A 26,996-nucleotide genomic window follows, 5' to 3' on the forward strand; every position below is an offset into this window, starting at 1 on the left:
TCGCGCTCGACGATTTCGGCACCGGCTATTCGAGCCTGAGCTATCTAAGCCGGCTCCCCATCGACAAGATCAAGATCGATCGCAGCTTCGTGTGCAAGCTGGACGAGCCGGGCGTCAAAAAGATCGTGACCGCGATCATGGGCCTGTGCGAAACGCTTGATCTGGAATGCATCGCCGAAGGAATCGAAACGGCCGAAGACTGCCTGACGCTGGAAAGCATGGGATGCAGACTGGCGCAGGGCTATGCCTTTGCGCGACCGATGGACATTGCGAACCTGCTTGCGTGGCTGGACAGCCATGGACAGCATCCTGCAAATCGTCGGGCTGACGCAGGGCTCAAAAGCCTTCCGGCATTCGCCGAATTGGGGAATCGTTTCTCCCGGCAATAGGCTGACGGCGTTGCCGTTATTGCACGGCCAGAGGGAACGATGCCCACTTTGGACCGGAAATGGTGCGGTCGAGAAGACTCGAACTTCCACGGGCTTGCGCCCACAACGACCTCAACGTTGCGCGTCTACCAATTCCGCCACGACCGCACATGACCGTGGGGGCGCTGGCCCCCGCGTCGGTAGGAGCGCGCCCCTAGCAGCGGTGCGGGGGTGCCGCAAGCGTTTTGGACAGGTGGTGTGCGCTAGGCCCCCTGCGGGCGCGTTCAGCGCGGAGCCCAGCCGATATCGGCGAAGACGGCGGAGCGCGGCACATCGGTCATCGCTTCGTTGATCGTCATCGATTCGCCTGGGGCCAGCGACGCTTGCGGCGGCGTGACTTCCCAGCTGAACACGATCCGCTCGCGCCCGTCGCGCAGGACGATCAGGATCGGCGGCACGTCGCGCGTTTCGCGGGCGGTGTTGGTAACGATGATCCGCGCGCCGAAATATTCGGTCCCGTTGGGAAGCGTCCGCCGCTCCTGCTCCTCGACCGGGAATTCCAGCTCCAGATCGGGCTCCGCCACGGCGAAGAGTGGCCGATCGACGGGCATCCAGGATGGCAGGCCGAACGTGTTGGCAGCCACGACCGTGCCCAGCGCCAGAATGGCGAAGATCCCCGCCGCCCAGGTCCACAGTTTGACGTAATTGCGGCGCGGGCGGAAGGGCGGGCTGTAATCGAACTGGCTGACCGTGTCGTCATAGACTGTGGGGCGCGGCGGCGCATCGGGCAGGGCGCCGTAGGGCGGATCGCCCTCGTCGAAGCTCGGTCCCATGGCCGCCGGATCGGCATCGGATTCATCGCGATCGGATGCGGACGAGAAATCGGGTTCGCTGTCGTCAGCGCTATCGCGCGCATTCGGCTGCGACGGGTCCGTTCGCTTGTCGGCGGAAGGGTTTGTCGCAGCCGCGGGCGGGGCGTTTCGCGGCGCGGCGGGTGGCGCATCGCCGAAATGGGGGCGCGCGTCTGCTTCGGGCGAGGAGGGCGCGGGAACCGCCTCCCGCTTTTGCGCAGGCGAGGCCGGAGCGGGGCCAGTCCCGGGGGCCGTATTGCCCGCGCGGTTCGCACCCGCTTCGGGGGCTGCGATTTCGGGGCCGTCCTGAAACCAGCTATGCTTGCATTTTGCGCAGCGGACCGTGCGGCCTTCCACGCCGATCGCGCTGTCGGGCACGACGTAGCGCGTGGCGCAGGCGGGGCAGGCGATTATCATGACGGACCATTCCTAGACCCGTGCGCGAATCGCAACAAGTGTGCCACCGTGAACACAGGCCCTATGCAGCCTTTTTTCCACATCGATGCGCCGCTATAGCGCCGGACGGATGATGTGTTCGGGTGAAATGGGCGGGCTGGCGCGATGAACCGCGCTGTGAACCGGAGCGAGGAAGAGGTCGCGCGCTTCGACAATGTCGGCCTTCGCTACGGCACGGACCGTGAGGTTTTGAGCGATCTGTCCTTCACTCTGTTTCCCGGTCGGTTCTATTTCCTCACCGGCGCGAGCGGGGCGGGCAAGACCTCGCTGTTGAAACTGCTCTATCTCGCGCAGCGTCCTTCGCGCGGCGCGATCCGCATGTTCGGACGCGATGTAATCACCCAGCCGCGCGCGCAATTGCCTTCCTTCCGCCGCCGTCTGGGTGTGGTTTTCCAGGATTTCCGCCTGATCGATCACTTGTCCGCCTATGACAATATCGCGCTGCCGCTGCGCGTGTCGGGCGTGCGCGAGGACGATCTGACGCAGCCCGTTCTCGACATGCTCGACTGGGTCGGTCTCGGCCACCGCGCCGATGCGCGCCCGGCGACGCTTTCAGGCGGCGAGCAGCAGCGCGTTGCGATCGCGCGGGCCGTGATTGGTCGCCCCGATCTCCTCGTCGCGGACGAGCCGACCGGAAACGTCGATCCCGAAATGGCGCTGAAGCTCATCCGCCTGTTCGAAGCGCTCAATCGTCTGGGGACGACCGTGGTGGTCGCGACGCATGACGTCCAGCTGCTTAAGAAAGTGCCGGATTCGCTGATCATGCGGCTCGACAAGGGGCATCTGTCCGATCCCACCGGCGCGCTGCGCTTTCCGCCCCGGCGCGAGCTTTCCGGGTAGGACGCGTGACGCGCCCGTCTTTCCTGCCGAACGCAAATCCGCCTGCCGGATCGTCGGTCGCGGCGCGGGCGTGGGAGCGCGGGCTGGCGCCGTTTCGCGGCCGGGCCGCGTCGCAGATGCTGCCGCGTACCCGGCTGGGTGGGCCGATGCCCTGGGTGATCGCGATCATGGTCGCACTGACCGTGCTGGCGGCGGGCGGGGCGCTCGCCATGGCCAATCTCGCCGCGCAGGCGCGCAGCGATCTGGCGGGCGGCGTGACGGTCCAGATCGTGGAAGCCGATCCGGCCCTACGCGATGCGCAGACGCGCCGGGCGCTCGCCGCGCTGGAGGATATGGAGATCGTGCAGGGCATGCGCCGCGTGCCCGATGCCGAATTGCAGGCGCTGATCGAACCATGGCTGGGCGGCGGCGTCCGCAGCGAGGCGGTGCCGCTGCCCGCGCTGATCGACGTCGATCTGAATGGCGCGGCGGATGCGGGCACTTTGGACGATCTGCGTGCCGCGCTCGGCCCGATCGCGCCCGATGCGCGGGTCGATGCGCAGGCCCAGTGGCTGGGCCCGGTATTCGATGCGATTTCGGCGCTGCGCTGGTTGGCGCTCGGCCTGATCGTGCTGCTCGCCTTCACCAGCGCTGCCGCCGTGTGGCTGGCGGCGAGGAATGCGCTCAACGCCAATCGCGGAACGATCGAGGTGGTGCATCTCCTTGGCGGAACCGATGGGCAGATCGCGCGCATCTTCCAGCGTTCGGCCATCATCGATGCCGCGATCGGCGGGGCGGTGGGCCTGGTGCTCGGCGCGATCGCGCTGAAAGTGCTCGGCGCGCAGTTCGCCGCGCTCGAATCGGGCATGGTGGCTGGCGGAGGCCTCGATCCGGTCGACTGGCTCCTGCTCGCTCTCGTTCCGGTGGCGGGCGCGGCAATCGCCTTGCTCACCGCGCGAATGACGGTATTGGCTTCGCTCGGAAAGATGCCGTGATCCTTCGCTTCGCCGCCTTCGTCGTTCTCGCTTACGCGCTCGGTTTCATCGGGTTCGCGGTGACATTGCCGCAGCCGCTCGAGGATGCGCAGACCGATGCGGTGATCGTGCCCACCGGCGCCAGCGGACGCATTCCGCGCGGGCTGGAGGTTCTGCGCGACGGCGATGCTAGGCGCATGCTGGTCTCCGGCGTCGATCCCGAGGTGAAGCCGGGCGAATTCGCCGCCGAATTCGACGTGACGGATCGCGAGATGGAATGCTGCGTGACGCTCGGCTTTCTCGCCGTCGATACGCGCAGCAATGCGGGCGAGGCGGCGCAGTGGATGAAGGATAACGATGTCGAGACCGTGCGCCTCGTCACCACCGACTGGCACATGCGCCGCGCGGCCTCCGAAATGCGCGGCGCGCTGCCCGAGGATGTGACGATCGTGGAGGATGCGGTGCCGTCCGATCCCGATTTCCGTCAGCTATTCCTCGAATACAACAAGCTGCTGCTAGCGACGGTATCGCAGGGGATACCGGCATGATCGTGCTGCGGAATATCGCGTTCTACCTCGTCTTCTACCTCGGTTCGATCGTGGTGACATCGGCGGCGCTGCTGTCGATCCCGTTCGGGTGGGAGGTGTTCCGTCGCCGCGTCAGCAATTGGAGCGGGTTGCAGCGCTGGTGCGTGGTCAATCTGCTGGGTGTCGAGCTGAAGATCGAAGGCGCACCGCTGGACGAGCCGGTGCTGTATGCGGTGAAGCATGAAAGCTTCTTCGAAGCGATCGACGCGCCGACCCTGTTCGACACGCCCGCCGTGTTCGCCAAGCAGGAGCTTTTCTCGATACCCGGATGGGGCAGGGCCGCGCTTGCCTATGGACTGGTGCCGGTTTCGCGCGAGGCGGGGGCGACCATGCTGCGCGCCATGATCCGGTCGGCCAAGGCATTGAATGCGGACGGACGGCCGCTGGTGATCTTTCCCGAAGGAACGCGCGTGCCGCATGGCGAGGTGCGGGCGCTGCAATCGGGCTTTGCCGGGCTCTACAAGATGCTGGGGCTGGCCGTGGTCCCCGTCGCGGTGGATAGCGGGCCGATCTACCATCGCGGGCTGAAGCGCCGGGGCACGATAACCTACCGCTTCGGCGAACCCATTCCCCCCGGCCTGCCGCGCGCCGAGGTGGAAGAGCGGGTACTGGCCGAAATCAACGCGCTGAACGGGTAGGGCGGGCTAGCCTGCGGCTTCGGCCTCGCGCTGCAATATGGCGGCGACCTCGTCCATCTGCGCCTGCGTCCCGATCGTGATTCTGAGCGCATGGGGCAGCCCCTGGCTCGGCAGGTGGCGCACGGCATAGTCTGCATCGGCAAGCGCGCCCATCGCGGCCTCCGCGCGCAGGGCCCCTTCGAACAGCACAAGCGAGAAATTCGCCTCGCTCGGCACGACGGACAGGCCGTGATTGCCGAGGGCTGCGATCCGATCGGCGAAGCGTGCACGGACTCGAGCGTTCGCTTTCTGCGTCGCGCGGACGAAATCCTGATCCTCGATCGCGGCAAGCGCGGCGCGCTGGCCGCCGCCCGTCACGTTGAAGGCGCCGCGGAGGCGGTTGAGCATATCGACCAGTGCGGGCGCGCCGGTGGCCCAGCCGACCCGCTCGCCCGCGATCCCGTAGGCCTTCGAGAAAGTCCGCGTGACCAACACATTGTCATGACGCGCCGCCAGAGCCATGCCGCCATCGTCGATATCGGGCGCGAGAAATTCGGCATAGGCCTGATCGACCACCAGCAGGATATCCGGCCTCAGCCCCGCATGGAGCCGCGCGACCTCGCCCGCATCGAGCCAGCTGCCGATGGGATTGTTGGGATTGTCGAGCAGGACGACCCGGGTCCTATCGCTCACGGCGGCCAGCAGCGCATCGACATCGGCGCCGTACTCCTTCGCCTCCGCCAGCACCGGCTCGGCCCCGACCTTGTGCGCCAGCAGGGGATAGAGCGAGAAGGAATAGCGCGAAAACAGAACCTCGTCCCCCGTTCCCGCAAAGGCCTGCACCGCGCCATGCAACAGCTCGCCCGAGCCCGTCCCGCATACGATCCGGGCCGGATCGATCCCGTGCAGCGCGCCGATCGCCGCGCGCAATTCCTTGGCGTCGGGATCGGGATAGAGCGCGGGCGAATGGGCGGATGCTAGCGCGTCGATGACCGCAGGGCTGCATCCCAGCGGGTTCTCGTTCGCGGACAGCTTGATCAGCTCGCGCCCGTCGGCGGATTTCGCCTTGCCGGGGACATAGGGATGGATCGCGTCGATCCACGGCTTGGGAGTGGGGCGGTCGGCCATGATGGGTTTCGCCATAACGGAAAGCAGTCCTTCGACAAGCTTGGGAGGAAAGGTTAGAGGAGCCCCCGCACGTTTTTGCTGGAACCCCTCGCTTGAGCTTCGAACCCCAAAGCCTGACCCTGCCCGATCCGCTGCCGCTCGACGGGGGCGGGACGCTGGCAGAGGCGCGGATCGCCTACGAAACCTATGGCGAACTGGCGCCCGACCGGTCGAACGCGATCCTGCTCTGCCACGCGCTGACGGGGGACCAGTATGTCGCCAGCAACCATCCGCTGACGGGCAAGCCCGGCTGGTGGGAACGGATGGTAGGGCCGGGCAAGCCCATCGATACCGATCGCTATCATGTCATCTGCGCCAATGTCATCGGCAGTTGTCTGGGCTCCACCGGCCCCGCCAGTATCGCGTCGGACGGTGCGCCCTATGCCATGCGCTTTCCTGTCATCACCGTGCGCGACATGGTGCGCGGCCTTGTCGGCCTGCTCGATGCTTTGGGGATCGAGCGCTTGCATGCAGTGGTCGGCGGATCGATGGGGGGGATGCAGGCGCTGAGCCTGGCGGCGAACTGGCCCGATCGGGCGGAGCGCGTCCTCGTGATCGCTTCGACCAGCCGCCATTCGGCGCAGAACATCGCGTTTCACGAGCTCGGCCGTCAGGCGATCATGGCCGATCCCAATTGGCGTCAGGGCGATTATTACGGCGCCGACACGCCCGACAACGGGCTGGCCGTGGCGCGCATGGCGGCGCATATCACCTATCTGTCGGAAGATGGGCTGACCGCGAAATTCGGGCGCAATCTTCAGGATCGCCCGGAGAAGAGCTTCGGCTTCGATGCCGATTTCCAGGTCGAAAGCTATCTGCGCTATCAGGGCAGCGGCTTCACGCGCCGCTTCGATGCGAACAGCTATCTCTATATCACCCGGGCAATGGATTATTTCGATCTCGCGGAGGAACATGGCGGATCGCTGGCGCAGGCCTTTGCGGGCGGTCCGGCGCGGTTCTGTCTGGTCAGCTTCGACAGCGACTGGCTCTATCCGACGGCGGAAAGCCGCCATATCGTCCACGCGCTGAACGCGGCGGGCGCGCCGGTCAGCTTCGTCGAATTGTCGGCGCCGTTCGGGCACGACAGCTTCCTGCTCGACGTGCCCGCGCTGGACCGGGTGGTGAAGGGGTTCGTCGAATGAATCTGCGTCCCGACCTTGCAGCCATCGCCGCACAGGTCGCGCCGGGAAGCCGCGTGCTCGATATCGGCTGCGGGGACGGGGCACTGATGCTGGCGCTGCGCGACAAGGATTGCGACGTGCGCGGGATCGAGATCGACGGGGCCTGCGTCGAGCGCTGCGTGGCGCGCGGCCTCAGCGTGGTGCAGGGCGATGCCGATCGCGACCTTGGCGATTATCCCGATGCGAGCTTCGACTATGCGGTGCTGAGCCAGACATTGCAGACCGCGGCGCGTCCCGACCGGATGCTGGAGCAGCTTTTGCGTGTTGGCACGCGGGCCTTCGTCAGCTTCCCCAATTTCGCCCACTGGCGCACGCGCGCCGCGCTGATGTTCGGCGGGCGAATGCCGGTGACGCGCGCGCTGCCGGTGACGTGGTACGAAACGGCGAACATCCACCATTTGACGGTGGCCGATTTCCGCGATCTGGCGCGGGCCAAGGGCGCGCGGATCGAAGGCGAATGGTTCTTTTCGGGCGAGCGGCCCATCGGCGGCGCGGGAGCCAATCTGCGCGCGGAATTCGCGGTCTTCGAACTCGCCTGATGGCGCCTACATATGGCGTTCGACGGCTTGGAACAGGCGCTTGCGCTGGCGGTGGCCGCGGATCTGTTCGGTCCTGAGGCTGGTCGGCTGCACGCGTGTGCCGCTGGGCGAGTCCCACCGGAACTGGAAGCTGCGCCGCGCCCCCACCGGCAGGGATTCGGGCGCGTAGAAGGCGACCACGATCAGATCAAGCTGGCTCACGTCTTCACGCTCCAGCCCGGCGGCTTCGTCATCGCGCAGCATTACTTCGAGAATATCTTGGAAATGGCCGATATCGAGATACTGGCCGGTCGAAAGGCTGCCCTGCCGCATGGTAGAGCGCGGATCGGCACCCAGATCCTCGGGCAGTTCGCGCAGATCGGTCAGCGCGATCTCTATCTGCTTGTCGCTTGCATGCAGAATGCCGATCAGACTGGTGACGTAGAGCGACTGGCTGCTCATATTGGTGACGAGGCAGCGGCTGCGCATGCCCCGTCCGGCGGCGCGGGTTATCAGGATGGACGAGCGGCGCGAGGCCCGCACCTGGACCAGCAGGATCTGCAGATAGACCACCCAGACTACCAGCATCGCCATGCTGAGCAGGACGCTGATGAGCCCCTGATTGACGCGGAAGAATTCGAGCATCGTTGCAGTCCCCGCGTTCAGCCGCGCAGGCGCTCCGCATGCCAGGCGACATGCTCGGCCAGGAAGGTGGAGATGAAGTAATAGGAGTGGTCGTACCCCTCCTGCATGCGGATCGTGGGCTCCATGCCCTGTTTGGCGCAGGCCATGGCGAGAAGGCCCGTCTTGAGCTGCTCTTCGAGGAAATTGTCCGCCGTGCCCTGATCGACCAGGATATGGTCGTGCCGCGCGCCGTCCTCGATCAGAGCGACCGCGTCGTAGTCTCGCCAGGCATCGCGGTCGTCGCCCAGATAGCGGCCCAGCGCCTTTTCGCCCCAGGGCACCTGTGTGGGCGCCACGATGGGGCTGAACGCGCTGATCGAGCGAAACCGATCCGCATTGCGCAGGCCGATCGTCAGCGCGCCGTGGCCGCCCATCGAATGGCCGGTGATCGCCTGACGTGTCATGTCGACCGGGAATTCCGCCGCGATCAGGTCGGGCAGTTCGCGCTCGATATAGCTGCGCATCCGGAAGTTTTTCGCCCACGGCTCTTCGGTCGCATCGATATAGAAGCCCGCGCCCTTGCCGAAATCATACTCGTCCTCGGCATCGGGCACGTCGTCACCACGCGGGGACGTGTCGGGCGCAACGAAGACGATGCCGTGTTCGGCGCAGGCCGCGCGGTATTCGCCCTTCTCGGTGACGTTGGCGTGCGTGCAGGTGAGGCCCGAAAGATACCACAGCACAGGCAGCTTCGCGCCAGCTCCGAGTTCGGCGGCTTGCGGGGGCACGAAGACCGAGAATGTCATCTCGGTCCCCGTTTCCTGCGAGGCGTGTGAATACACACCCTGCACGCCCTCGTGCGAGCGGTTGCGGCTCAGCGTTTCCATCGTAATCAGGCTTCGCGGTGGATGCCGCAGATCTTGTGGCCGTCCAGATCGCGGAAATAGGACAGGTGCATCGTGCCGAGCTGTCCGGCGTCGCGCGGTCCGGGAGGGCCTTCGATGCTGGTCGCGCCGTTCGCGACTGCCACGTCGTGCAATTCTTTCACCTGTTCGGGCGAATCGCATTTGAAGCCGATGGTCATCCCGTTGGCGCACGTCGCCGCTTCGCCGTCGATCGGCTGGGTCAGCATGAAGGTGTTGCCGTCATGGATGAAAATCGCGCGCTGGTGGCCGCTGGCGCTGGTGTTGTCGATGGCATTGCGCCCGCCGAGCACGGCCAGGACCTTTTCGTAGAACGCCTTCGACTTTTCGATGTCGTTGGTGCCGATCATGATGTGATTGAACATTGCGTCTCTCCTCTTGAGCTTGTGAATCAGGCGTCGACCGCGACCGTCGCGGTGTCGTGATCGCCGGTATTGGGCGATCCGGCGGGGTCCAGCATCAACAGCCTGACTTCGCCGCGCGAGGCGACCGGGCGATGATCCTCGCCCTTTCCGATCAGGAGCAGTTCGCCGGGCCCAAGCGTCTCCGTCCGGTCGCGGAATTCGACGTCGAGCGTGCCGTCGAGGCACAGGAACAATTCGTCGTGATCGTGCGCATGCCAGTCAAATTCGCCGTCCAGCCGCGCGATGCGCACCTCGTGGCCCTCATAGCGGGCGACGATGCGCGGCGCCCAGGTCTCGCTGAACGTCGCGAACTTGTCCGCCAGGGAAATCTTGGCTCCCATCAATCGAACACGACGACACTGCGGATGCTTTCGCCCGCATGCATCAGATCGAAGCCCTTGTTGATTTCTTCCAGTTTCAGGACGTGCGTGATCATCGGATCGATCTGGATCTTGCCGTCCATGTACCAGTCCACGATCTTGGGCACGTCGGTCCGTCCCTTGGCGCCGCCGAACGCGGTGCCGCGCCAGTTGCGGCCGGTCACCAGCTGGAAGGGCCGCGTCTCGATCGTCTTGCCCGCTTCGGCGACGCCGATCACGATCGAGGTGCCCCAGCCCTTGTGGCAGCATTCCAGCGCCTGGCGCATGACAGTGGTGTTGCCGGTGCAGTCGAAGCTGTAATCCGCCCCGCCATCAAGCATGGCGACGAGCGTGGCGACCACGTCGTCCACTTCCTTGGGGTTCACAAAATCGGTCATGCCGAAATGCTGGCCCCAGGTCTTCTTGTCGTTGTTGATATCGACGCCCACGATCCGGTCCGCGCCCGCCATCTTCGCGCCCTGGATCACGTTCAATCCGATGCCGCCCAATCCGAACACGACGACATTGTCGCCCGGCTTGACCTGCGCCGTGTTGACCACGGCGCCCACCCCCGTCGTAACGCCGCAGCCGACATAGCAGGCGGTGTGGAACGGCGCGTCTTCGCGGATCTTGGCGACCGCAATTTCCGGCAGGACGGTGAAGTTCGAAAAGGTCGAACAGCCCATATAGTGGTAGATCGGCTTGCCATTGTAGCTGAAGCGCGTCGTCCCGTCGGGCATCAGGCCCTTGCCCTGCGTCTCGCGGATCGCGCTGCACAGGTTGGTCTTTCCCGAAAGGCACATTTTGCACTGGCGGCATTCGGGGGTGTAGAGCGGAATGACGTGATCGCCCGGCACCACGCTGGTCACGCCCGCACCCACTTCGCGCACGATGCCGGCCCCTTCATGGCCGAGGACGCTGGGGAACAACCCTTCGCTATCCAACCCGTCGAGAGTGTAGGCGTCGGTGTGGCAGATGCCCGTCGCCATGATTTCGATCAGGACTTCGCCGGCCTTGGGGCCTTCGAGGTCGAGTTCGACGATTTCGAGCGGCTGCTTGGCTTCGAAGGCGACGGCGGCGCGGGTTTTCATAAGCGTGTGGTCTCCTCTTTCGCCCCGCACCTAGGCGCGAAAAGATACAGGAGCAATGGATGCGCGCAACGCCGCGCCGCTTGTCGTTGGCGGTTCATCGCGGCATCGCTAGGGGGAGGGGATGATGTCGCTTCTCGCTTCCGCCGCCGCAAGTCTCGCTCTCGCCGCGCAGCCGGCTCCTCCTGCCACCGAAGCGCCGCAGCTTTCGCTCGAACAGGCGACCGGGCTGCGCTGCGGCGTGGCCTTCGCGCTCGTGGCGCAGGGACAGCAGGCGGGCGATCCCGCCGCTTTGGCCTATCCGGCGATGAATCCGCGCGGGAAGGAATTCTTCGTCCGGTTCATGGCCGCGCTGATGGAAGACCCGCGGTTCTCGCGCGACCTCGTCACCAGTCTCGCCATGCGCGAGACGCAGGAATTGGCGCGCGGCGGGCCCGAAGCCCTGTCGGCGGTGATGCCCGCCTGCCTCCAATTGCTCGACCTGTCGGGGCTCTGACACGCAATGTCAGGCCGGGTTCACGCCGATCGTTCGATAGTTTTCGACAGTCCCGAACAATCGAGTCGTCCCCTATGCGCCCTGTAATCCTGGCTTTGCCTCTCGCCCTATTCGCCGCGCCCGTCGCCGCTCAGGCGGATGCTGACATGAGAGCGGACACCGCGATCGTCCTGCCGGATTTCGACGCGGCCGCGCCCGATAGTGAAACGCCACTCGAATCGCTGTCGCAGCGCCTGTCCGATCCGCGCACGCAGAGCGAAATGGCCGCGACCGTCGCCGTGTTGTCGGAAATTCTTCTCGATATGCCGCTCGCTCCGCTGATCGAGCCGCTCGCCAAGGCCACGGCCGATGCGGCGGATGTGCCGCGCCGCCCGGTCGATCCCGATCTCACGTTGCGCCGGATGAGCCCGCGCGCCGGAGACGTGACCGCGCGGGTGGCGCGCGAATTGCCGCGCGCGATGGACCGGATGGCGGATGCCAGCGACGGGATCGCCGCGCTTCTCCCGGTCCTGCGCGATGTGGTTCGCACTCTGGAAGATCGAGTCGAGAGCGCCCTGCCGCGCGACTGACGCGCACGCTTCGCGCATCAATTTGATTCCTCGCACGTTGGGGTGTGGATTATCGCCCGCACTTGCGGCAAGGCGCGTTGGTCATGTGGACACTCCACCAATTCCCCCTTTGCCCGTTCAGCCGCAAGGTCCGCATCCTTCTCGGCGAGAAATCCATCGCCTACGATCTGGTCCAGCGCCGACCGTGGGACGAGGGCGACGATCTGTGGCGCCTGAACGATGCCGGGCGCGTGCCCGTGCTGGAAGACAGGGCCCGCAACATCGCGCTGTGCGACAGTCGGGCGATCTGCGAATATCTCGAAGAGACGGTCGAACGATCGCCCATGCTGGCGGGCAGCGCCCTGGCGCGGGCCGAGACGCGGCGTCTGGTCGCTCTGTTCGAAGAGAATTTCTACGCCGACGTGGTCGCGCCGCTGCTGCACGAAAAGATGACTAAGCGCCTCGTGCTGCGCCAGCCGCCCGATGGCCGCATCCTGCGCGAAGCGATGAAGCGCGCGCACGGCCATCTCGACTATATCGACTGGCTGGTGGACAATCGCAGCTGGCTGGCTGGCTCGACCATGAGCCTGGCGGACCTCGCCGCCGCGGCGCAGGTTTCGGTGGCGGATTATCTCGGCGGGATCGACTGGCGCGGCCACGATCAGGCGCGCGGCTGGTACGCCGTATTCAAGAGCCGTCCGAGCTTCCGGCCCCTGTTGGCCGAGAAGATGGAAGGGGTTCACCCACCATCGCATTATGCGATGGTGGATGGGTAGTTTGAGGGGCGAACCGGCCTTTGCCGGTTTGTCCTCGGTGCTGTTCCTCCCTTCGGTCGGGCACCTGCGGGCGCGCAGTCGCGCTTGCGGTCGGCTGGTCGCCGACCGTGGTTTTTCTGATTTGCGAACCGGCCTCCGCCGGTTCGTCCTCGGTGCTATTCCCTCCGCTTCGCTCCGGGGCACCTGCGGCTCGCGCGCGTGCGCTCGCGGTCCGCTGGTCGCGGACCGTTCTGGGGATTGTCAATTCTACGGAAACCGGCGGCTTTCTGGTCGGTTGTAGGGGCAAGGAGTATCCCATGACCGACAAACTCGAACTCACCGATGCCGAATGGCGCGAAAAGCTTTCGCCCGAGCAGTACCATATCCTGCGCGAAGCAGGGACGGAGCGAGCCTTCACCGGCAAATACGAGAAGAACAAGCAGGCGGGCGAATATCACTGCGCCGCCTGCGGGCAGCTCGTGTTCGAAAGCGAGGACAAATACGATAGCGGGTCCGGCTGGCCCAGCTTCACCGCGCCCGCCGATGGCGATGCGGTCGAGGAGCACAGCGATACCAGCATGGGAATGCGCCGCACCGAAGTGGTCTGCGCCAAGTGCGAGAGCCATTTGGGCCATGTTTTCCCCGATGGGCCGGGCCCGGATGGTCTGCGCTATTGCATCAACAGCGCCTCGCTGGATTTCGAACCTGAGGACTGATTATGCGGCGCCCCCTAAAGTTCGGGGGCGTTTCGCAACTTAGCCGTTCACCGAAAGTTACAACTCGCCTATGCATGCGGATCGCAGGTAAGGACGGGTGACGGGTTTTGGCGAGACGCAACGATAGCCGACGCGGCAGAAGCGGCGCGAGCAACCGGGCAGCGGCGGCCAAGCGTACCAGGGAAGAACCGAGCGGCCTGGCGCTGTGGATGCGGCGGCTGGTCATCGGCGGCGGCATGCTGGCTCTGCTTGTACTGCTCTTTACCGCGCTGGCGGTTGCCTTTGCTGCGCGTTCTCTCCCCAGCTTCTATCAATTGCAGGCAACTCAGGTCGGCCAGACTATCGTCGTGCGCGCGCGCGATGGCAGCGAGATCGTGGAATTGGGCCCCAGTTTCGGCGAATGGCTCGATTCCTCCGAAATACCGCAGGTGATGAAGGATGCGATGATCTCGGTCGAGGATCAGCGCTTCCAGTCGCATTTCGGCATCGATCCGGTGCGCCTGACGGGTGCGATCATCGAAGGCGCGACGGGGGACGAGCGGATCGGCGGCACCTCCACGATTACGCAGCAGCTTGCGCGCAACGTGTTCCTCAATTCCAACCGCACGCTCGATCGCAAACTGCGCGAAGCGGTGCTGGCGATGGCGCTCGAATGGAAATTCTCGAAGGAGCAGATCCTCGAGCTTTATCTGAACAAGGTCTATTTCGGCGGCGGAGCCTACGGGATCGACAGCGCCAGCCGCAAATTCTTCAGCCATCCGGCGACCGACCTCAGCACCGCCGAAGCCGCGATCATCGCCGGGCTGGTCAAAGCGCCCAGCCGCTATTCCCCCACTGCCGATGTCGATGCCGCCGTCAGCCGCGCGGGCGTGGTGCTGCGCCTGATGAAGGAACAGGGCCGCATTGCCGACAGCGTTACGATCGATCCCTCCGCCGTGAAGCTGAAGGAAGAGACCGGACAGAACTCGGTACGCTATTTCACTGATTGGGCGCTGCCCCAGCTCGACCTTCTCCTGCCCGAAACCTTCGAGCCGATCGAGGTCTGGACCACGCTCGACACCGGTATGCAGCGCGCGGCCACCGCGTCGATCAAGGCCAACACGCCCGAGGGCGCGCAGGGCGCTCTCGTCAGCATGGACCGCGACGGGGCGGTGCTCGCGCTGGTGGGCGGGACCGATTATGTCGAGACCAATTACAACCGTGCGACGGACGCGGTTCGCCAGCCGGGATCGTCGTGGAAGCTGTTCGTCTATCTCGCCGCGCTCGAGGCCGGATACACACCTGAGGATCGCGTGGTCGATACGCCGGTCACGATCGACGGGTGGAGCCCGCGCAATTCGGGCGGCGGTTTCGCGGGCGAAATGGATCTGCGCTCCGCCTTCGCCTATTCCAAGAACACCGTCGCCGCGCAGCTCGGCAATGAAGTCGGTTTCGGCACGGTGTCCAGCATGGCGCGCCGGTTCGGGATCACCACGCCGATTTCGACCTATCCGTCGATGGTTCTCGGCACGTCCGAAGTTCGGTTGATCGACATGACGCGCGCCTTTGCCGGCGTGTCTGCAGGGGGCCAGTCGGTCGAACCCTATGGCATTCTCAAGGTGATCACTTCGGAGGGCGAGTTGCTCTACCAGCACGAGCGCAGCGAACCGGTCCAGTTGGTGCCGGACTATGTCGCGGCTGGGATCACCGACCTGTTGCAGACCGCGGTCAATACCGGCACCGGACGGGCGGCGCAGATCGGGCGGCCCGTGGCGGGCAAGACCGGCACGACCAATTCGAACAAGGACGGCTATTTCGTCGGCTTTTCGAGCGGTGTGACCACGGGGGTGTGGATGGGGCGTGACGACAATGCCCGCGTCGCCAGCCTGCAAGGGGGGCGCGCGCCCGCGCAGGCCTTTGCCGCTTTCATGCGCTATGCCGTCAAGGACCGCCCGGTCGAGGAGTTCGAGACCGAGCTGCAATTGCCCGAATGGCAGATGGAGCCGGATGACGAGCAATTCTTCGCCGATCCGGACGATTATTATTTCATCGACGAGCAGGGCAATCTGATCGAGCCGGGCCGGGGTGCGCCGCCGCCGGGCCAAGGTGCGCCCTTCCCGGTCGAGGGAGAGCCCGGCGTGGGCGAAGCGGACCGCCGCCGCGCCGTTCCCGCGACCGATCCGCAGCGTCAGCCCGCGCGCCCTCCCCAGCAACCGAACGAGGGCGCCCCGTCTGCCGCCAGCGACGATTTCCTGAGGCGCGCGACAGGCGGTGGCGGCGGCACGACCCAGCCCCCGCCGCGCCCGAGCCCCACGCCGCCGGCCAGGGAATACTAACGACGCGTTGCCGTCCGCCTTTGCATAGAGCTTCGGCCACAAAAAAGCCCCGCCATCGCTGGCGGGGCTCTTCGTTTCGGCTGTCGTATTCGGCGATCAGCGCAAGCGAACCGCTATATAACCAGCCGGGCGACCGCGCCGTTGGATGCGGAGCAGCACCGCATCGCGGTTTTCGCTGCGCGCACCGGCGATGATGCTTTCCAGCTGCGCAACCGTCGAGATTTCCTGATAATTCGCGCTGATGATGACATCGCCGCGCGTCAGTCCCTTGCGCGCTGCGTCGGAGTTCTGGTCGACCCCTGCGATGGCGAGGCCCTGCACGTCCGCACCCAGACCCAGCTGGCGCGCGATCGCGGGCGTCATCGGCACGACCTGGAGGCCGAGCCGTTCTTCCACCACCGTGCCGTCGCCTTCGTCGGGCAGCATTTCTTCCTGCTCGTCGCCTTCGAACATCTGCTGCTGGCGCAGTTCTTCGGCGCTGGGGCGGCGGCCGATCGTGGCGTTGACCGTGCGGCGCTGACCGTCGCGGATCAGTTCGATCGGCACCGTGGTGCCGGGATCGATATTGGCGACGAGGAAGGACAGGGTCTGTTCCGGCGTAACCTCGCGGCGATTGACGCTCAGCACGATGTCGCCTGCGCGGATGCCGGCCCGCTCGGCGGCGGCGTCGGACTGGACGCCCTGGACGATCTCGCCGCGATTGCGCGGGATGCCGACGGCGCTCGCCGTATCGTTATCGACCGGCGCGATGCTGACGCCGAGATAGCCGCGCTCGATCTCCTGACCGGCGCGCAGCTGGGCGACGATGGGCGCAGCGGTTTCCGCCGGGATGGCGAAGCCGATGCCCACGCTGCCGCCCGAAGGCGACAGGATGGCGTTGTTGATGCCGATGACATTGCCCTGCATGTCGAACAGCGGACCGCCCGAATTGCCCTGATTGATGCTGGCATCGGTCTGGAGATAGCGATCGTAGGCGCCCGCGCCGGTGTTGCGCAGGACGCTGGAGATGATCCCGCTCGTCACGGTACCGCCGAGGCCGAAGGGATTGCCGATCGCAACGACCCAATCGCCGACCCGCGCTTGGCTCGAATCGCCGAACTTCACGAAGGGGAAGGCTTCGCGGCGCTGGATCTTCAGCACGGCGAGATCGGATTCGGCATCGGTGCCTATCATTTCGGCTTCGTATTCGGTGCCGTCGGGCATCGTCACCGTGATCTCTTCCACGGTGCCGCGCCCGCGTGGGCTGACGACGTGGTTATTGGTGACGACATAGCCGTCCGCCGAGATGATGAAGCCCGAACCCAGCGACTGGCCTTCGCGATATTGCGGTTGCGACTGGTTGCCGCGCCGCTGGTTGAACATGTTTTCGAACGGCGTGCCCGCGAAGGGATTGTTGTTTGCGACCTCGACCCGCTGGCGGGTGGAGATGTTGACCACGGCAGGCTGCAATTGGGCGGTCAGATCGGCGAAGCTGGCAGGAGCTCCGGCGCGCGGCACCATGCTGGACATCCGGCTGTCGTCGTTCTGGGCGACCTGGGCACCGGCGGGATAGCCGGTCGCCAGCGAAAGCGCGGCTCCGCCCACCAACAGGGCACTCGTCAATCCATAGGCATATCGCACAGGCTTCACGTCCTCTTCTTCCTTTATCTGGCTTCGACCGGATAGCGGCTCAACGCGCCGGGTATCCGAAGTGTCCTGCCGGTATCCGAATTAGCCGATTTCACGCCTCGGGCGCTGAACCGCGATTGAATGTTCGCGGGATCGGGCCGGTACGCTCGACGAAACGCGAACCGGGCCCGACCGGCGTCGACGATCAATTCTCGCCGCGGAACTGGCGCAGATATTCGTTGTCCGGCGACAGGATGATGTTGCTATCCCCCTTCGGCCCTTCGCCTTCGCGGGCCGGGCTGAAGGTCGAATCGTAGCTCTGCATGGCGCGGTAGAAATCGTAGAAGCTCGCATCCTTGCCGAAGGCTTCGGCATAGATACGGGCCGATTCCGCGTCCGCTTCTGCGCGGATGATCCGCGCATCGCGGCCGCCCTGGGCGCGGATGGTGCGCGCTTCGCGTTCACGGTCCGATTCCATGCGGCGGAATGCCGATTGCAGCGGTGCGCCATCGGGCAGGTCGGTGCGTTTGATCTGCACGTCCACCACCTGCGCGCCGTACTGGCGGGCCTGCCGGTCGAGATTGGCGCGCACATTGGCGAGCGCGGACCCGCGTTCGGCAGTCAGCATGGCCTGGAACGTGCGGCGGCCCAATTCCTGGCGCAGAACCGAATTGAGAATCGGTTCGAGCGCCACGCGCACGCCATCGGTGGTCCCGGCGCGTTCGACCATGCGGACCGGATCGACAATGCGGAAGCGGGCGTATGCGTTGACAAGCAGGCGCTGCTGGTCGTTCGACAGCACTTCCTCGTCGGTCATTTCCAGGTCGAGCAGGCGCTTGTCGACCTTTCGTACGCTGTCGAGGAACGGCACGCGAGCATAGAGGCCCGCACCCTTCTCGCCGCCCGGCGTATTCGCCACCCCGACCGGCTCACCGGTGCGGATGACGACGGCCTGTTCTTCCTCTCCGACGACGTAGAGGCTGGTGAAGGCGAGGATCAGCATTACGGCCAGCGCGATGATGACCCCGGTGCGGTGATTGTTCCAGAGACGGGTCATGTCACTGCCCTCCCGTGTTGGCTTGCGGCCCACTGGATTGCGATGGCGGCGCCACCGGACCCACGCCGTTTGCGCTGCGGCGCCGATTGACTTCGGGCAGCGGCAGATAGGTCTGAACCCCGTCGGTCTCGACGATGGTCTTGTCCGTCTGGCTCAGCACGCGCTCCATGGTTTCGTAATAGAGGCGCTGGCGCGTCACTTCGGGGGCGAGGCGGTATTGCTCGTACACCTTGTCGAACGCTTCGGCTTCACCCTCGGCTTGTGCGAGCACCTGCTGGGCATATCCGCGCGCCTGGTTGCGGGCCGCATCGGCGTTCTGTTCGGCCACCGACACATCGCGGAAGGCATCCACGACATCGGCAGGCGGATCGGCCTTGTCGATTTCGACACCGATTACGGTAATCCCGGCATTATAGGCGTCAAGCGCGCGCTGCATGCGCTCGCGCACGTCGAGTTCGATTTCCGCGCGGCCCTGGCCCGAGAACGTCTCGTCCAGTGTCTTTTCCGCGACCGAGGCGCGCATCGCCGCTTCGGCCACTTCGCGAACGGTTTCGATCGGATCGGCGAGGCTGAATTTGAAGCCCGCCAGATCCTTGATGTTCCAGCGCACGATATAGGAAAGGTCGACCAGGTTCTGGTCGCCCGTCAGGATCAGCTTCGCCTGCGCCCGGTTTTCGGGCACCTGGACGGCGCGCACGCCTTCCACGTCCTCGATCTCGACCGTTTCGATCGGCCAGGGCGCCGTCACCTTGAGGCCGGAATCGAGCATGCGGGTGTAATTGCCGAGCGTTTTGACCACCGCCTTTTCCTGCGGTCCGACGAGATGGACGCTGGTGGCCACAAGGAGCAGCGCGACCAGACCGCCGATGATCAGCGGCAGCCAGCTCTTGCCATTGGGACGCTGCGGGATGCGGAAATTGGGGCCACCGGGGCCACCCGGCCCACCGCTGCGGCGGCGCGGGCCTTCGGGGCCGCGATTCTTGAAAATGTCTTCGATATTGGCGGGACGGCGCGATCCGGGCCGATCGCCGCCACTGCCGGAACCACTGGGCGGAAGCCACGGATTGCGGGGGCCGCGCGATTTGTCGCCCGACGGCGTTTCTGATGAAGGCCCGTCATCCTTGCCGGAACCGCCATCACCATCCTTGGGCGGTTTGCCCCAAGGGTTGTCCTTGCCAGCCATTGCCAGCCTGATCCTGTCGCCGAACCCGTCCAAAAGTCGCATGCCTGTCTTATAGGTATCGCGCCGCGGAAAAACAGGGGGGCGGGCGAAAATCAGGACTTGTGCCGCCGTTTTCGATGCTACACGCGCTCAGCCATGGCCGAAACCGATATCGTCGCATCGCTTCCCGCCGCTCTGGCGGCACGGGTCCAGTCGGCCCGCATCGTCAAGGGGCGCGCTCTGGTGGTGCTCGACGCCGCCGGTCTGGACGCCGCCGGGCGCACGCGGATCGAAGCCGAACTGACCGAGGCTCTGTCGGAGCGAGAGGACGTGGACGAGGTCCAGGTGATCCAGACTGCCGAGCGGACCGCGCGCCGCCTGATCGCGGTGGGATCGGGCAAGGGCGGCGTGGGCAAATCGACGCTCGCCGCCAATCTCGCGATCGCGCTCCAGCGTTCCGGCCACAAGGTCGGGCTGGTCGATGCCGATATCTACGGCCCGTCGCAGCCGATGATCCTCGATACGCGGGACGCCAAGCCCGAAGCGAAGGACAACAAGTTGATCCCGGTCGAAAGCCGGTTCGGCGTGCCGGTGCTGTCGATGGGGCATCTCGTCAAGCAGGGGCAGGCGATCGCCTGGCGCGGACCGATGGCGGGCAATGCGCTGTCGCAATTGATCGACGCGCATTGGGGCGAGACCGAGATTCTGATCGTGGATCTGCCGCCGGGCACGGGCGATGTGCAGCTGACCATGTTGCAGAAGTTCAAGCCCGCGGGCGCGGTGCTTGTGTCGACGCCACAGGATCTCGCGCTGATAGACGCGGTGCGCGCGGGCCATCTGTTCGACCAGGCGGGCGTGCCGGTGATCGGCCTGGTCGAGAACATGGCCGGATATGTCTGCCCCCATTGTGGCGAGCTGTCCGATCCGTTCGGCGCGGGCGGCGTTGAGGCGGCAGCGGCAAAGCTCGACCTGCCCTTCCTCGGCCGCATTCCGCTGGCGCTGGAAATCCGCGAAGGCGGCGATGCAGGCGCGCCTCCGGCAGCGAGCGACGGCGTCCATGCGAAGCCCTTCGTCGCCATCGCCGAGAGACTGTCCGCGTGGCTGGCCGCGAACGGCTGAGCGGTCTGGCGATCACGCGGCGCGGCCTCATCGCAGGCGCTGCGGCGGGCGGCGGATTGCTGCTGGCCTGGTATGTCTGGCCGCGCAGCTATTCCAGCGCGCTGGAGCCCGGCGCGCAGGAACATGGCTTCGGCGCCTGGCTGACCGTGGACGAGGGCGGTGTGGTGACGGTCGCGGTCCCGCAGCTCGAAATGGGGCAGGGCGTGACCACGCTGTTGCCGCAGATCGTGGCGATGGAGATGGGCGCGGCCTGGGGACAGGTCGCGGTCGCCCCCGTGCCGCCCAATGGCGCGCAGGCGAATATTCCGCTGGCGGCGAAATGGGCACCGCTCTGGTCCGCGCTGCCCGATCTGGCGGGTGAGCCCGACAGCTTCCTCGCGAACCGCTTCGCCCGCTCCGAACCGTTCGCCGCCACGGCGGGGGGCAGCACGCTGGCCGCTTTCGAAAGCGATTGCCGCGCGGCGGGCGCGGCGGCGCGGGCGATGCTGGCGATGGCGGCGGCGGAGCGCTGGGACGTCGCGTGGGAGGAATGCGAGGTCGCCGAGGGGATCGTGACGCATGGGCAGCGGCGCGCTCGCTTCGGCGAGCTGGCGGCGGAAGCCGCGCGGATGACGCCGCCCGATCCACCCCCGCTGCGGCCCCAGGCACCGATGGAAGAACCGCTGCCCGGCGATGTTCCGGCAAGCAGCGCCTATCCCCGCCTCGACCTGCCCGCCAAGGTCGATGGCAGCTTCCCCTTCGCGGGCGATATACGCCTGCCCGGCATGGTCTATGTCTCGATCAGGCACGGGGCTTGGGGAATGCGCGAACTGGTCGGGTTCGAGGAGGAGGCCGCGCGCGGTCTAGGGCTGGTGGCGCTCGTGCGCTCGAAATTCTGGCTCGCGGCAGTGGCGGATAGCTGGTGGAAGGCGGACAGGGCGCTCGACAGGCTGCGACCGCGTTTTGCGGGGCCGGGTGGCGTGGAAAGCGACGCGGTCGAGACCACCCTGGGCGAGGCGCTCGAGCGCACGGATGTCGAGCGTCTTACGGTGCTGGGCGATACCGAGGCGATGCAGACGCCCACGCTCACCCGCCGTTACGACATCGCGCCCGCGCTCCACGCGCCGGTCGAGACTGCAAGCGCCACTGCGCTGTATCGCGACGGACGGCTGCAACTCTGGATCGCCAGCCAGGCTCCTGCCGCCGCGCGCCGGGTCGCGGCGAAGGCGATCGGCCTGTCCGAACGCGACGTGGCGATCTATCCGGTGGCGGCAGGCGGCAGCTTCGATGCGCGGCTGGAGAGCATGCACGCGATTGAGGCGGCGCTGATCGCGCGCGAAGTAGGCCGCCCGGTGCAGTTGACATGGCCGCGCGGCGAGGAATTCAAGGCAGTGCCGCCGCGCACGCCTGCCGCCATCGCGCTCAGCGCCCGGCTCGACCCCAATACGGATCGCCAGCCGGTAGCGTGGCGCGCGAAATTGGCAATGCCTGCCACCATGCGCGAATTCGGCGCACGCCTGTTCGACGATCGCACCGTCGAGGCCGCGATCGAGGCGGCGGCGGGCGAGGCCGATCCGCTCGCCTGCGAAGGGGCGGTGCCGCCCTATGCGATCCCGAATGTCGTGGTCGATCACGCCCCGGTGACGATCGACCTGCCCACCACCCGGATGCGCGGCAATTCCGCCGCCTATACCGGCTTTGCCACCGAGTGCTTCCTCGACGAGCTGGCCGAAATCGCAGGGCGCGATCCGCTGCTTTATCGCCTGTCGCTGCTCGGCCAGGATGCGCGCGCCGCCACGGTTCTGCGCGCGGCGGCGCGGCTCGGCGAGTGGGATGGCGGCGTCGAAGGCACCTCGCAGGGATTGGCGTTGATCCGCATGGCGTTTGGCGAAGCGCGCGGCTTCATCGCCTGCGTCGCGCAGGCGCGGCTGGGCGAGGGCGGCGTGCGCGTCGATCGCCTGTCGGCGGTCGCGGATATCGGCCGCATTCCCAATCTCGATCTCGCGCGCCAGCAGATCGAGGGCGGGCTGATCTTCGGCCTCTCGCTCGCCACCGGGGCGAGCGCGGTCTATCGCGACGGCATGCCGGAAAATCGCCGCCTCGGCGCGCTGATGCTGCCGACGCTTGGCGATACGCCGGACCTGCGCGTGGATTTCCTCGCCAGTGAGGAAGCGCCTTTCGATCCGGGCGAGCTCGGCGTCGCAGTGGCGCCGCCCGCCATCGCCAATGCGCTGCACGCGGCGACCGGCCTGCGCTTCCGACGGCTTCCGCTCCTGTCGGAAGGGCTCTAGAGCGAGGCCATGACCTGGCAGCCCCAAACCCTCCCCGCAGACCATCCCCCCGTCCGTTCCGGCAGAATCGGCGTCCTGATCGTCAATCTCGGCACGCCCGACGGAGCCGATGCGAAATCGGTGAAGCGCTATCTCGGCGAATTTCTGTCCGACAAGCGGGTGGTCGAAATTCCCGCGATCGCGTGGCAGCCGATCCTGCGCGGCATTATCCTCAACACCCGTCCCAAGAAAAGCGCCCATGCATACCAACAGGTGTGGACCGAGGACGGATCGCCGCTGGCCGCGATCACCAAGGCGCAGGCCGAAAAGATGCAGGCGCGGCTGGGCGAGGGCGTCACGGTCGACTGGGCGATGCGCTACGGCAATCCGTCGATCCCCGAGCGGCTGACCGCCATGAAAGATGCGGGCTGCGAGCGCATTCTGCTGGCCCCGCTCTATCCGCAATATTGCGCGGCGACGACGGCGACGGTTGTGGACAAGGCGGGGGAAACCCTGTCGAAAATGCGCTGGCAGCCGAGCCTGCGCACGCTGCCACCCTATCACGACGATCCGCTCTATATCGATGCCCTGGCCGATGATCTGGCGCGCCAGCTGGATGCGCTCGATTTCGAACCCGAACTGCTCATGCTGAGCTTTCACGGCATGCCGGAGCGGACATTGCATCTGGGCGATCCCTATCACTGCCATTGCCAGAAGACTGCGCGGCTTTTGGAAGCGCGCATGAACCGGCCTGACTTAAGGTTTCGCACAACCTTCCAGTCCCGCTTCGGGCGCGCCAAATGGCTCGAACCCGCGACCGACACGGTGCTGGCCGAAGAGGGCGCGAAGGGTACCAGGCGCATTGCCATCGCCGCGCCGGGCTTTTCCGCCGATTGCCTCGAAACGCTGGAGGAACTGGCGATGCAGGGGCGCGATCAGTTCAAGGAAGCGGGGGGCGAGCATTTCGCGGCGCTTTCCTGCCTCAACACCTCGGATGCCGGGCTGACGATGCTGGAGGGGCTGTTGCGGCGCGAACTGGCGGGGTGGATTCCCGGCTGAGAGGTGCTTACACATGTGTAAGTAATCCGGAGAGAGCCATGGCCACCATAGCACCGCATCAGCCGGTCGAATTCACGCCACAAAGCTGGCGCGACAGCCTGCCGGAAGAAGCGCTCGACCACATTCAGGGCGAAAAAGGCTGGCCGCTGGTCGGCCACACGTTCAATCAGCTTGCCGATCCGCATGCCTTCGCGCGGCGGATGTATGAGACCTATGGCCCCGTCTACAAGGTCCATACCATGGGCGGCTGGCACGTCGCACTGATCGGGGCGGAGGCGAACGAGCTGATGCTGTTCGACCGGGCGAAGATCTTTTCCAGCGATCAGGGGTGGAGCCCGGTGCTGCATCGCCTGTTTCCCGGCGGGCTGATGCTGCTCGATTTCGACCATCACCGCGCCGATCGCCGCGCGCTGTCGATCGCGTTCAAGCCCGGCCCCATGCGGCATTATGCGGACAGCCTCAATCGCGGGATTTCCGCGCGGATGGACGAGTGGGGTGCGGGGGATATGGAGTTCTATCCCGCCATCAAGCAATTGACGCTCGATCTGGCGGCGGACAGTTTCATCGGCCTGCCGTTCGGGCCGGAAGCGGACCGGATCAATCAGGCCTTCATCGACATGGTCCAGGCCTCGATCGCGCCGGTGCGCCGCCCGCTGCCCTTCACGAAGATGAAGAAGGGCGTCGATGGCCGCGCCTTCCTCGTCGACTATTTCACCCGCGAGACCGAACGCCGCAGGGCCGAGGGAGGCGGGCAGGACATGTTCAGCCAGTTCGCCACCGCCGAATTCGAAGACGGCAGCCTGATGAGCGTCGAAGCGGTCGTCGACCACATGAATTTCCTGATGATGGCGGCGCACGACACCATCACGTCGAGTGCGACGTCTCTGGTGCACTTGCTGGCAAAAAATCCCGATTGGCAGGACAGGCTGCGCGAGGAATTGCGCGCGATCACGAACGATGGCGGCGGTCTGGCCTACGAGGATCTGGCCAAGCCCGAGCTGACCGAAATGGCGTTCAAGGAAGCGCTGCGGATGGTCCCGCCGGTGCCTTCGATCCCGCGCCGCGCGCTGAAGAGCTTCGAATTCGGCGGCTACACCATCCCGGCGGGCGCGCGGGTCGGGATCAATCCGCACCTTGTCCACCACATGGAAGAACACTGGCCCGATCCGGACCGGTTCGATCCGCTGCGCTTCACGCCCGAGGCGGTGAAGGCGCGGCACAAATACGCCTGGGTGCCCTTCGGCGGCGGCGCGCATATGTGCCTGGGGCTCCACTTCGCCTATATGCAGATCAAGATCCTGATGGCGCAGATGCTGACGCGGTATCGCGTGGAGGTCGAGCCGGGTTACGAGCCGGAATGGCAGGCCTGGCCGATCCCGCAGCCCAAGGACGGCCTGAAGATCACGCTTCGGCCGCTTTAGGCCCGAAGACCCCGGATTTCTTGCAAGCGATCAGAAATCGATCGCGATGCCGTCTTTTACCCAATCGCCATAGCGCGTCGGGCTCAGTTCCTCGTCCATCTCCGGCTTTTCCGGCTTGGGCGGCGGTTCGCTCGTCCAGTGGGCGGGCTTCTCGAAAGCTTCGGGACGTTTGGTGGCGCGCTTTTCCATAATGGTGAAATGCGCAGGCTGGCGCGAAGTTTCAAGCGTAGCCCCTGGTGCCGCATCGGCTTTACAGCATTGCGCGAAAAACCGGTTCCCACTTATTCGCGCGATGCTTTAGGGGCAGCGCCATGGCTCAACCCCCCGGTATCCACGCGCGCCGCGCCGCGCTTCGCCTGCTCGATGCCGTTCTCCGGCGGGGCGAGACGCTCGATGTCGCTTTCGGCGCGGCGACATCCGACATCCGCAAGTTCGAGGACAAGGCGCTCGCCCGCGCCATTGCGAGCGAAACCCTGCGCTGGGCGATCGATTTCGACGCGCTGATCGACAGCGCCACGCGCCAGAATCTGCCCGACGATGCGAAAGCGCGGCAGGTCCTGCGGCTGATGCTGGCGCAATGGCTGCGACTGGGTACGCCGCTCCACGCCGTGATCGCGACCGGGCTTCCTTTGCTGTCTGGCGGACCACGCCGATTGGCGCACGGCGTCTTCTCGACTCTGACCAAGCGCGAAGCGAAACTGCCCAAGGCGCCGACGCTTCCCGATGCAGTCGCCGCGCGCTGGGGCGAGCGGGCGCAAGCCATCGCCGCCGGTCTGGCCGAGCCGCCCCCGCTCGACCTGACGCTGCGCGATTCCGCCCAAACCGAGCATTTCAAGACCCAGCTCGCCGCAGACAGCCTGATGCCCGGCCATCTGCGCCTGCCGCGCGGTGCTGCAGTCGAGACGCTACCCGGTTTCGAGGACGGTGCATGGTGGGTGCAGGATCTGGCGGCATCCCTGCCCGCGCGCCTGCTCGGGGCAGGGGAGGGCCGCACTGCGCTCGACCTGTGTGCTGCGCCGGGGGGCAAGACGCTGCAACTCGCGGCGCAGGGGTGGAAAGTGACCGCGCTCGATATTTCGAAGCAGCGGCTCGATCTCCTCAAGGCCAACCTCAAACGCACCGGTCTTTCCGCCGGGACGATCCGCGCCGATGCGCTGAAATGGGAGCCGAAGCACCATTACGACGCGATTCTGATCGATGCGCCCTGTACCGCCACCGGCACTGCGCGCCGCCATCCCGATGTGCTCCACCGCATCGGCCCGCGCCAGATCGAGGAACTGACCGAACTGCAAACGGCGCTGCTGGAGCGCACGCAGGGCTGGCTGAAACCGGGCGGAACGCTGGTCTACACGGTCTGCTCGCTGGAGCGCGAGGAGGGGGAGGATCAGGCCGCGCGCGCCGCGCTCGATCCGGTTCCGATCACGCAGGACGAGCTACCGGACGGCGTGCAACCAACCGGCGAAGGCTGGCTACGCACCGATCCCGGCATGCTGTCGGACCAGGGCGGCATGGACGGGTTTTTCATCGCCCGATGGCGCGCCCCGGACTGATAGCC

At 66.0% G+C, this 26,996-nt stretch carries 28 protein-coding genes and 1 tRNA gene; 17 read left to right on the forward strand and 12 right to left on the reverse strand.

What is annotated here, in order from left to right:
* A partial coding sequence (locus tag A3736_RS14195; RefSeq protein ID WP_156502143.1) for an EAL domain-containing protein occupies positions 1–389 on the forward strand: 389 nt, incomplete at its 5' end.
* 60 nt (positions 390–449) lie between these two features.
* Here A3736_RS14195 and A3736_RS14200 read toward each other — a convergent pair.
* Both A3736_RS14200 and A3736_RS14205 read right to left on the reverse strand, forming a co-directional pair.
* Positions 450–536: transfer RNA gene (locus A3736_RS14200), tRNA-Leu, on the reverse strand.
* A gap of 116 nt (positions 537–652) precedes the next feature.
* Positions 653–1,636, reverse strand: coding sequence for a zinc-ribbon domain-containing protein (locus A3736_RS14205; RefSeq protein ID WP_067684317.1), 984 nt, complete (start codon positions 1,634–1,636; stop codon positions 653–655).
* 144 nt (positions 1,637–1,780) lie between these two features.
* Here A3736_RS14205 and ftsE point away from each other — a divergent pair, with 144 nt between their 5' ends.
* Genes ftsE through A3736_RS14225 form a run of 4 tightly spaced genes read left to right on the forward strand, consistent with a single transcriptional unit; the run spans position 1,781 to position 4,693 of the window.
* Positions 1,781–2,515 (forward strand): cell division ATP-binding protein FtsE, encoded by a 735-nt coding sequence (ftsE, locus tag A3736_RS14210; protein WP_233999397.1) that lies wholly within the window; start codon positions 1,781–1,783, stop codon positions 2,513–2,515.
* A gap of 5 nt (positions 2,516–2,520) precedes the next feature.
* Entirely contained in the window at positions 2,521–3,489 is a 969-nt protein-coding gene (locus tag A3736_RS14215; RefSeq protein ID WP_233999398.1) for an ABC transporter permease, read from the forward strand.
* A complete protein-coding gene (locus tag A3736_RS14220) occupies positions 3,486–4,016 on the forward strand; it encodes a YdcF family protein (protein WP_067684320.1) in 531 nt (176 codons plus the stop codon). The genes A3736_RS14215 and A3736_RS14220 overlap by 4 nt, the downstream gene beginning before the upstream one ends.
* Positions 4,013–4,693 carry a 1-acyl-sn-glycerol-3-phosphate acyltransferase gene (locus A3736_RS14225; RefSeq protein WP_067684323.1) on the forward strand — a complete coding sequence of 227 codons (681 nt, stop codon included), beginning with the start codon at positions 4,013–4,015 and terminating at the stop codon, positions 4,691–4,693. Before A3736_RS14220 ends, A3736_RS14225 begins: the two co-directional genes overlap by 4 nt.
* A 6-nt stretch (positions 4,694–4,699) precedes the next feature.
* Here the strand turns inward: A3736_RS14225 and A3736_RS14230 are convergent, their stop codons facing one another.
* Positions 4,700–5,815, reverse strand: a complete 1,116-nt coding sequence (locus A3736_RS14230; protein WP_067684326.1) for a histidinol-phosphate transaminase — start codon at positions 5,813–5,815, stop codon at positions 4,700–4,702.
* 77 nt (positions 5,816–5,892) lie between these two features.
* Here A3736_RS14230 and A3736_RS14235 point away from each other — a divergent pair, with 77 nt between their 5' ends.
* Together A3736_RS14235 and metW are read left to right on the forward strand one after the other, a co-directional pair.
* The gene (locus A3736_RS14235; protein ID WP_067684329.1) at positions 5,893–6,981 is read left to right on the forward strand and encodes a homoserine O-acetyltransferase; all 1,089 of its coding nucleotides are present in this window, start codon (positions 5,893–5,895) and stop codon (positions 6,979–6,981) included.
* A complete protein-coding gene (gene metW, locus A3736_RS14240) occupies positions 6,978–7,559 on the forward strand; it encodes a methionine biosynthesis protein MetW (RefSeq protein ID WP_067684332.1) in 582 nt (193 codons plus the stop codon). The genes A3736_RS14235 and metW overlap by 4 nt, the downstream gene beginning before the upstream one ends.
* A 6-nt stretch (positions 7,560–7,565) precedes the next feature.
* On the opposite strand, the gene A3736_RS14245 is transcribed toward metW, so the two are convergent.
* The 5 genes from A3736_RS14245 to A3736_RS14265 are packed head-to-tail and all read right to left on the reverse strand — an operon-like array spanning position 7,566 to position 10,939.
* On the reverse strand, positions 7,566–8,183 hold the full coding sequence (locus A3736_RS14245; protein WP_197465619.1) for a hypothetical protein: 618 nt from the start codon (positions 8,181–8,183) through the stop codon (positions 7,566–7,568).
* A 17-nt stretch (positions 8,184–8,200) separates the two neighbouring features.
* On the reverse strand, positions 8,201–9,055 hold the full coding sequence (gene fghA / locus A3736_RS14250) for an S-formylglutathione hydrolase (RefSeq protein ID WP_067684421.1): 855 nt from the start codon (positions 9,053–9,055) through the stop codon (positions 8,201–8,203).
* Positions 9,055–9,450: a VOC family protein gene (locus A3736_RS14255; protein WP_067684335.1), complete on the reverse strand. Its 396-nt coding sequence runs from the start codon at positions 9,448–9,450 to the stop codon at positions 9,055–9,057. Before A3736_RS14255 ends, fghA begins: the two co-directional genes overlap by 1 nt.
* Before the next feature lie 26 nt (positions 9,451–9,476).
* Positions 9,477–9,830 (reverse strand): cupin domain-containing protein, encoded by a 354-nt coding sequence (locus tag A3736_RS14260; RefSeq protein WP_067684337.1) that lies wholly within the window; start codon positions 9,828–9,830, stop codon positions 9,477–9,479.
* Positions 9,830–10,939, reverse strand: a complete 1,110-nt coding sequence (locus A3736_RS14265) for an S-(hydroxymethyl)glutathione dehydrogenase/class III alcohol dehydrogenase (RefSeq protein WP_067684339.1) — start codon at positions 10,937–10,939, stop codon at positions 9,830–9,832. Before A3736_RS14265 ends, A3736_RS14260 begins: the two co-directional genes overlap by 1 nt.
* A gap of 121 nt (positions 10,940–11,060) precedes the next feature.
* Here A3736_RS14265 and A3736_RS14270 point away from each other — a divergent pair, with 121 nt between their 5' ends.
* The 5 genes from A3736_RS14270 to A3736_RS14290 all read left to right on the forward strand — a co-directional run bounded on the left by A3736_RS14270 (position 11,061) and on the right by A3736_RS14290 (position 15,766).
* A complete protein-coding gene (locus tag A3736_RS14270; RefSeq protein WP_197465620.1) occupies positions 11,061–11,432 on the forward strand; it encodes a hypothetical protein in 372 nt (123 codons plus the stop codon).
* Between the two features lie 146 nt (positions 11,433–11,578).
* A complete protein-coding gene (locus tag A3736_RS14275; RefSeq protein ID WP_156502144.1) occupies positions 11,579–12,001 on the forward strand; it encodes a hypothetical protein in 423 nt (140 codons plus the stop codon).
* A gap of 83 nt (positions 12,002–12,084) precedes the next feature.
* The gene (locus A3736_RS14280; protein WP_067684343.1) at positions 12,085–12,756 is read left to right on the forward strand and encodes a glutathione S-transferase family protein; all 672 of its coding nucleotides are present in this window, start codon (positions 12,085–12,087) and stop codon (positions 12,754–12,756) included.
* A 296-nt stretch (positions 12,757–13,052) separates the two neighbouring features.
* Entirely contained in the window at positions 13,053–13,451 is a 399-nt protein-coding gene (msrB, locus tag A3736_RS14285) for a peptide-methionine (R)-S-oxide reductase MsrB (RefSeq protein ID WP_067684345.1), read from the forward strand.
* A 107-nt stretch (positions 13,452–13,558) separates the two neighbouring features.
* Positions 13,559–15,766, forward strand: coding sequence for a PBP1A family penicillin-binding protein (locus tag A3736_RS14290; protein WP_369815454.1), 2,208 nt, complete (start codon positions 13,559–13,561; stop codon positions 15,764–15,766).
* 96 nt (positions 15,767–15,862) lie between these two features.
* Here the strand turns inward: A3736_RS14290 and A3736_RS14295 are convergent, their stop codons facing one another.
* The 3 genes from A3736_RS14295 to hflK all read right to left on the reverse strand — a co-directional run bounded on the left by A3736_RS14295 (position 15,863) and on the right by hflK (position 19,614).
* On the reverse strand, positions 15,863–17,386 hold the full coding sequence (locus tag A3736_RS14295; RefSeq protein WP_082851524.1) for a Do family serine endopeptidase: 1,524 nt from the start codon (positions 17,384–17,386) through the stop codon (positions 15,863–15,865).
* A gap of 193 nt (positions 17,387–17,579) precedes the next feature.
* Complete coding sequence (hflC, locus tag A3736_RS14300) at positions 17,580–18,431, reverse strand: protease modulator HflC (protein WP_067684347.1); 852 nt, start codon at positions 18,429–18,431, stop codon at positions 17,580–17,582.
* Between the two features lies 1 nt (position 18,432).
* Positions 18,433–19,614 (reverse strand): protease modulator HflK, encoded by a 1,182-nt coding sequence (hflK, locus tag A3736_RS14305; RefSeq protein ID WP_067684431.1) that lies wholly within the window; start codon positions 19,612–19,614, stop codon positions 18,433–18,435.
* A 135-nt stretch (positions 19,615–19,749) separates the two neighbouring features.
* Here hflK and A3736_RS14310 point away from each other — a divergent pair, with 135 nt between their 5' ends.
* Genes A3736_RS14310 through A3736_RS14325 form a run of 4 tightly spaced genes read left to right on the forward strand, consistent with a single transcriptional unit; the run spans position 19,750 to position 25,441 of the window.
* Positions 19,750–20,712, forward strand: coding sequence for an Mrp/NBP35 family ATP-binding protein (locus A3736_RS14310; RefSeq protein ID WP_067684349.1), 963 nt, complete (start codon positions 19,750–19,752; stop codon positions 20,710–20,712).
* Positions 20,691–22,982, forward strand: coding sequence for a molybdopterin cofactor-binding domain-containing protein (locus tag A3736_RS14315; protein WP_233999399.1), 2,292 nt, complete (start codon positions 20,691–20,693; stop codon positions 22,980–22,982). The genes A3736_RS14310 and A3736_RS14315 overlap by 22 nt, the downstream gene beginning before the upstream one ends.
* 9 nt (positions 22,983–22,991) lie before the next feature.
* Positions 22,992–24,020: a ferrochelatase gene (hemH, locus tag A3736_RS14320; protein ID WP_067684351.1), complete on the forward strand. Its 1,029-nt coding sequence runs from the start codon at positions 22,992–22,994 to the stop codon at positions 24,018–24,020.
* Positions 24,021–24,058: 38 nt separating this feature from the next.
* A complete protein-coding gene (locus A3736_RS14325; protein ID WP_067684353.1) occupies positions 24,059–25,441 on the forward strand; it encodes a cytochrome P450 in 1,383 nt (460 codons plus the stop codon).
* A 30-nt stretch (positions 25,442–25,471) separates the two neighbouring features.
* On the opposite strand, the gene A3736_RS16780 is transcribed toward A3736_RS14325, so the two are convergent.
* The gene (locus A3736_RS16780; protein WP_082851519.1) at positions 25,472–25,630 is read right to left on the reverse strand and encodes a DUF1674 domain-containing protein; all 159 of its coding nucleotides are present in this window, start codon (positions 25,628–25,630) and stop codon (positions 25,472–25,474) included.
* Between the two features lie 122 nt (positions 25,631–25,752).
* Between A3736_RS16780 and A3736_RS14330 the strand changes: the two genes are divergently transcribed.
* Positions 25,753–26,991 (forward strand): RsmB/NOP family class I SAM-dependent RNA methyltransferase, encoded by a 1,239-nt coding sequence (locus tag A3736_RS14330; protein ID WP_067684355.1) that lies wholly within the window; start codon positions 25,753–25,755, stop codon positions 26,989–26,991.
* Positions 26,992–26,996 lie beyond the last annotated feature (5 nt).

The organism is Erythrobacter sp. HI0063 (assembly GCF_001635685.1).
Lineage (GTDB): Bacteria > Pseudomonadota > Alphaproteobacteria > Sphingomonadales > Sphingomonadaceae > Qipengyuania.

Coding starts and splice junctions, on each gene's coding strand:
- A3736_RS14255 (WP_067684335.1), bottom strand. CDS start 9,450: ATGTTCAATCACATCATGATCGGCACCAACGACATCGAAAAGTCGAAG.
- hemH (WP_067684351.1), top strand. CDS start 22,992: ATGACCTGGCAGCCCCAAACCCTCCCCGCAGACCATCCCCCCGTCCGT.
- A3736_RS16780 (WP_082851519.1), bottom strand. CDS start 25,630: ATGGAAAAGCGCGCCACCAAACGTCCCGAAGCTTTCGAGAAGCCCGCC.
- hflK (WP_067684431.1), bottom strand. CDS start 19,614: ATGGCTGGCAAGGACAACCCTTGGGGCAAACCGCCCAAGGATGGTGAT.
- hflC (WP_067684347.1), bottom strand. CDS start 18,431: ATGACCCGTCTCTGGAACAATCACCGCACCGGGGTCATCATCGCGCTG.
- A3736_RS14265 (WP_067684339.1), bottom strand. CDS start 10,939: ATGAAAACCCGCGCCGCCGTCGCCTTCGAAGCCAAGCAGCCGCTCGAA.
- metW (WP_067684332.1), top strand. CDS start 6,978: ATGAATCTGCGTCCCGACCTTGCAGCCATCGCCGCACAGGTCGCGCCG.
- A3736_RS14205 (WP_067684317.1), bottom strand. CDS start 1,636: ATGATAATCGCCTGCCCCGCCTGCGCCACGCGCTACGTCGTGCCCGAC.
- ftsE (WP_233999397.1), top strand. CDS start 1,781: ATGAACCGCGCTGTGAACCGGAGCGAGGAAGAGGTCGCGCGCTTCGAC.
- A3736_RS14230 (WP_067684326.1), bottom strand. CDS start 5,815: ATGGCGAAACCCATCATGGCCGACCGCCCCACTCCCAAGCCGTGGATC.
- A3736_RS14330 (WP_067684355.1), top strand. CDS start 25,753: ATGGCTCAACCCCCCGGTATCCACGCGCGCCGCGCCGCGCTTCGCCTG.
- A3736_RS14280 (WP_067684343.1), top strand. CDS start 12,085: ATGTGGACACTCCACCAATTCCCCCTTTGCCCGTTCAGCCGCAAGGTC.
- A3736_RS14270 (WP_197465620.1), top strand. CDS start 11,061: ATGATGTCGCTTCTCGCTTCCGCCGCCGCAAGTCTCGCTCTCGCCGCG.
- A3736_RS14260 (WP_067684337.1), bottom strand. CDS start 9,830: ATGGGAGCCAAGATTTCCCTGGCGGACAAGTTCGCGACGTTCAGCGAG.
- A3736_RS14310 (WP_067684349.1), top strand. CDS start 19,750: ATGGCCGAAACCGATATCGTCGCATCGCTTCCCGCCGCTCTGGCGGCA.
- A3736_RS14245 (WP_197465619.1), bottom strand. CDS start 8,183: ATGCTCGAATTCTTCCGCGTCAATCAGGGGCTCATCAGCGTCCTGCTC.
- A3736_RS14325 (WP_067684353.1), top strand. CDS start 24,059: ATGGCCACCATAGCACCGCATCAGCCGGTCGAATTCACGCCACAAAGC.
- A3736_RS14275 (WP_156502144.1), top strand. CDS start 11,579: ATGAGAGCGGACACCGCGATCGTCCTGCCGGATTTCGACGCGGCCGCG.
- msrB (WP_067684345.1), top strand. CDS start 13,053: ATGACCGACAAACTCGAACTCACCGATGCCGAATGGCGCGAAAAGCTT.
- A3736_RS14225 (WP_067684323.1), top strand. CDS start 4,013: ATGATCGTGCTGCGGAATATCGCGTTCTACCTCGTCTTCTACCTCGGT.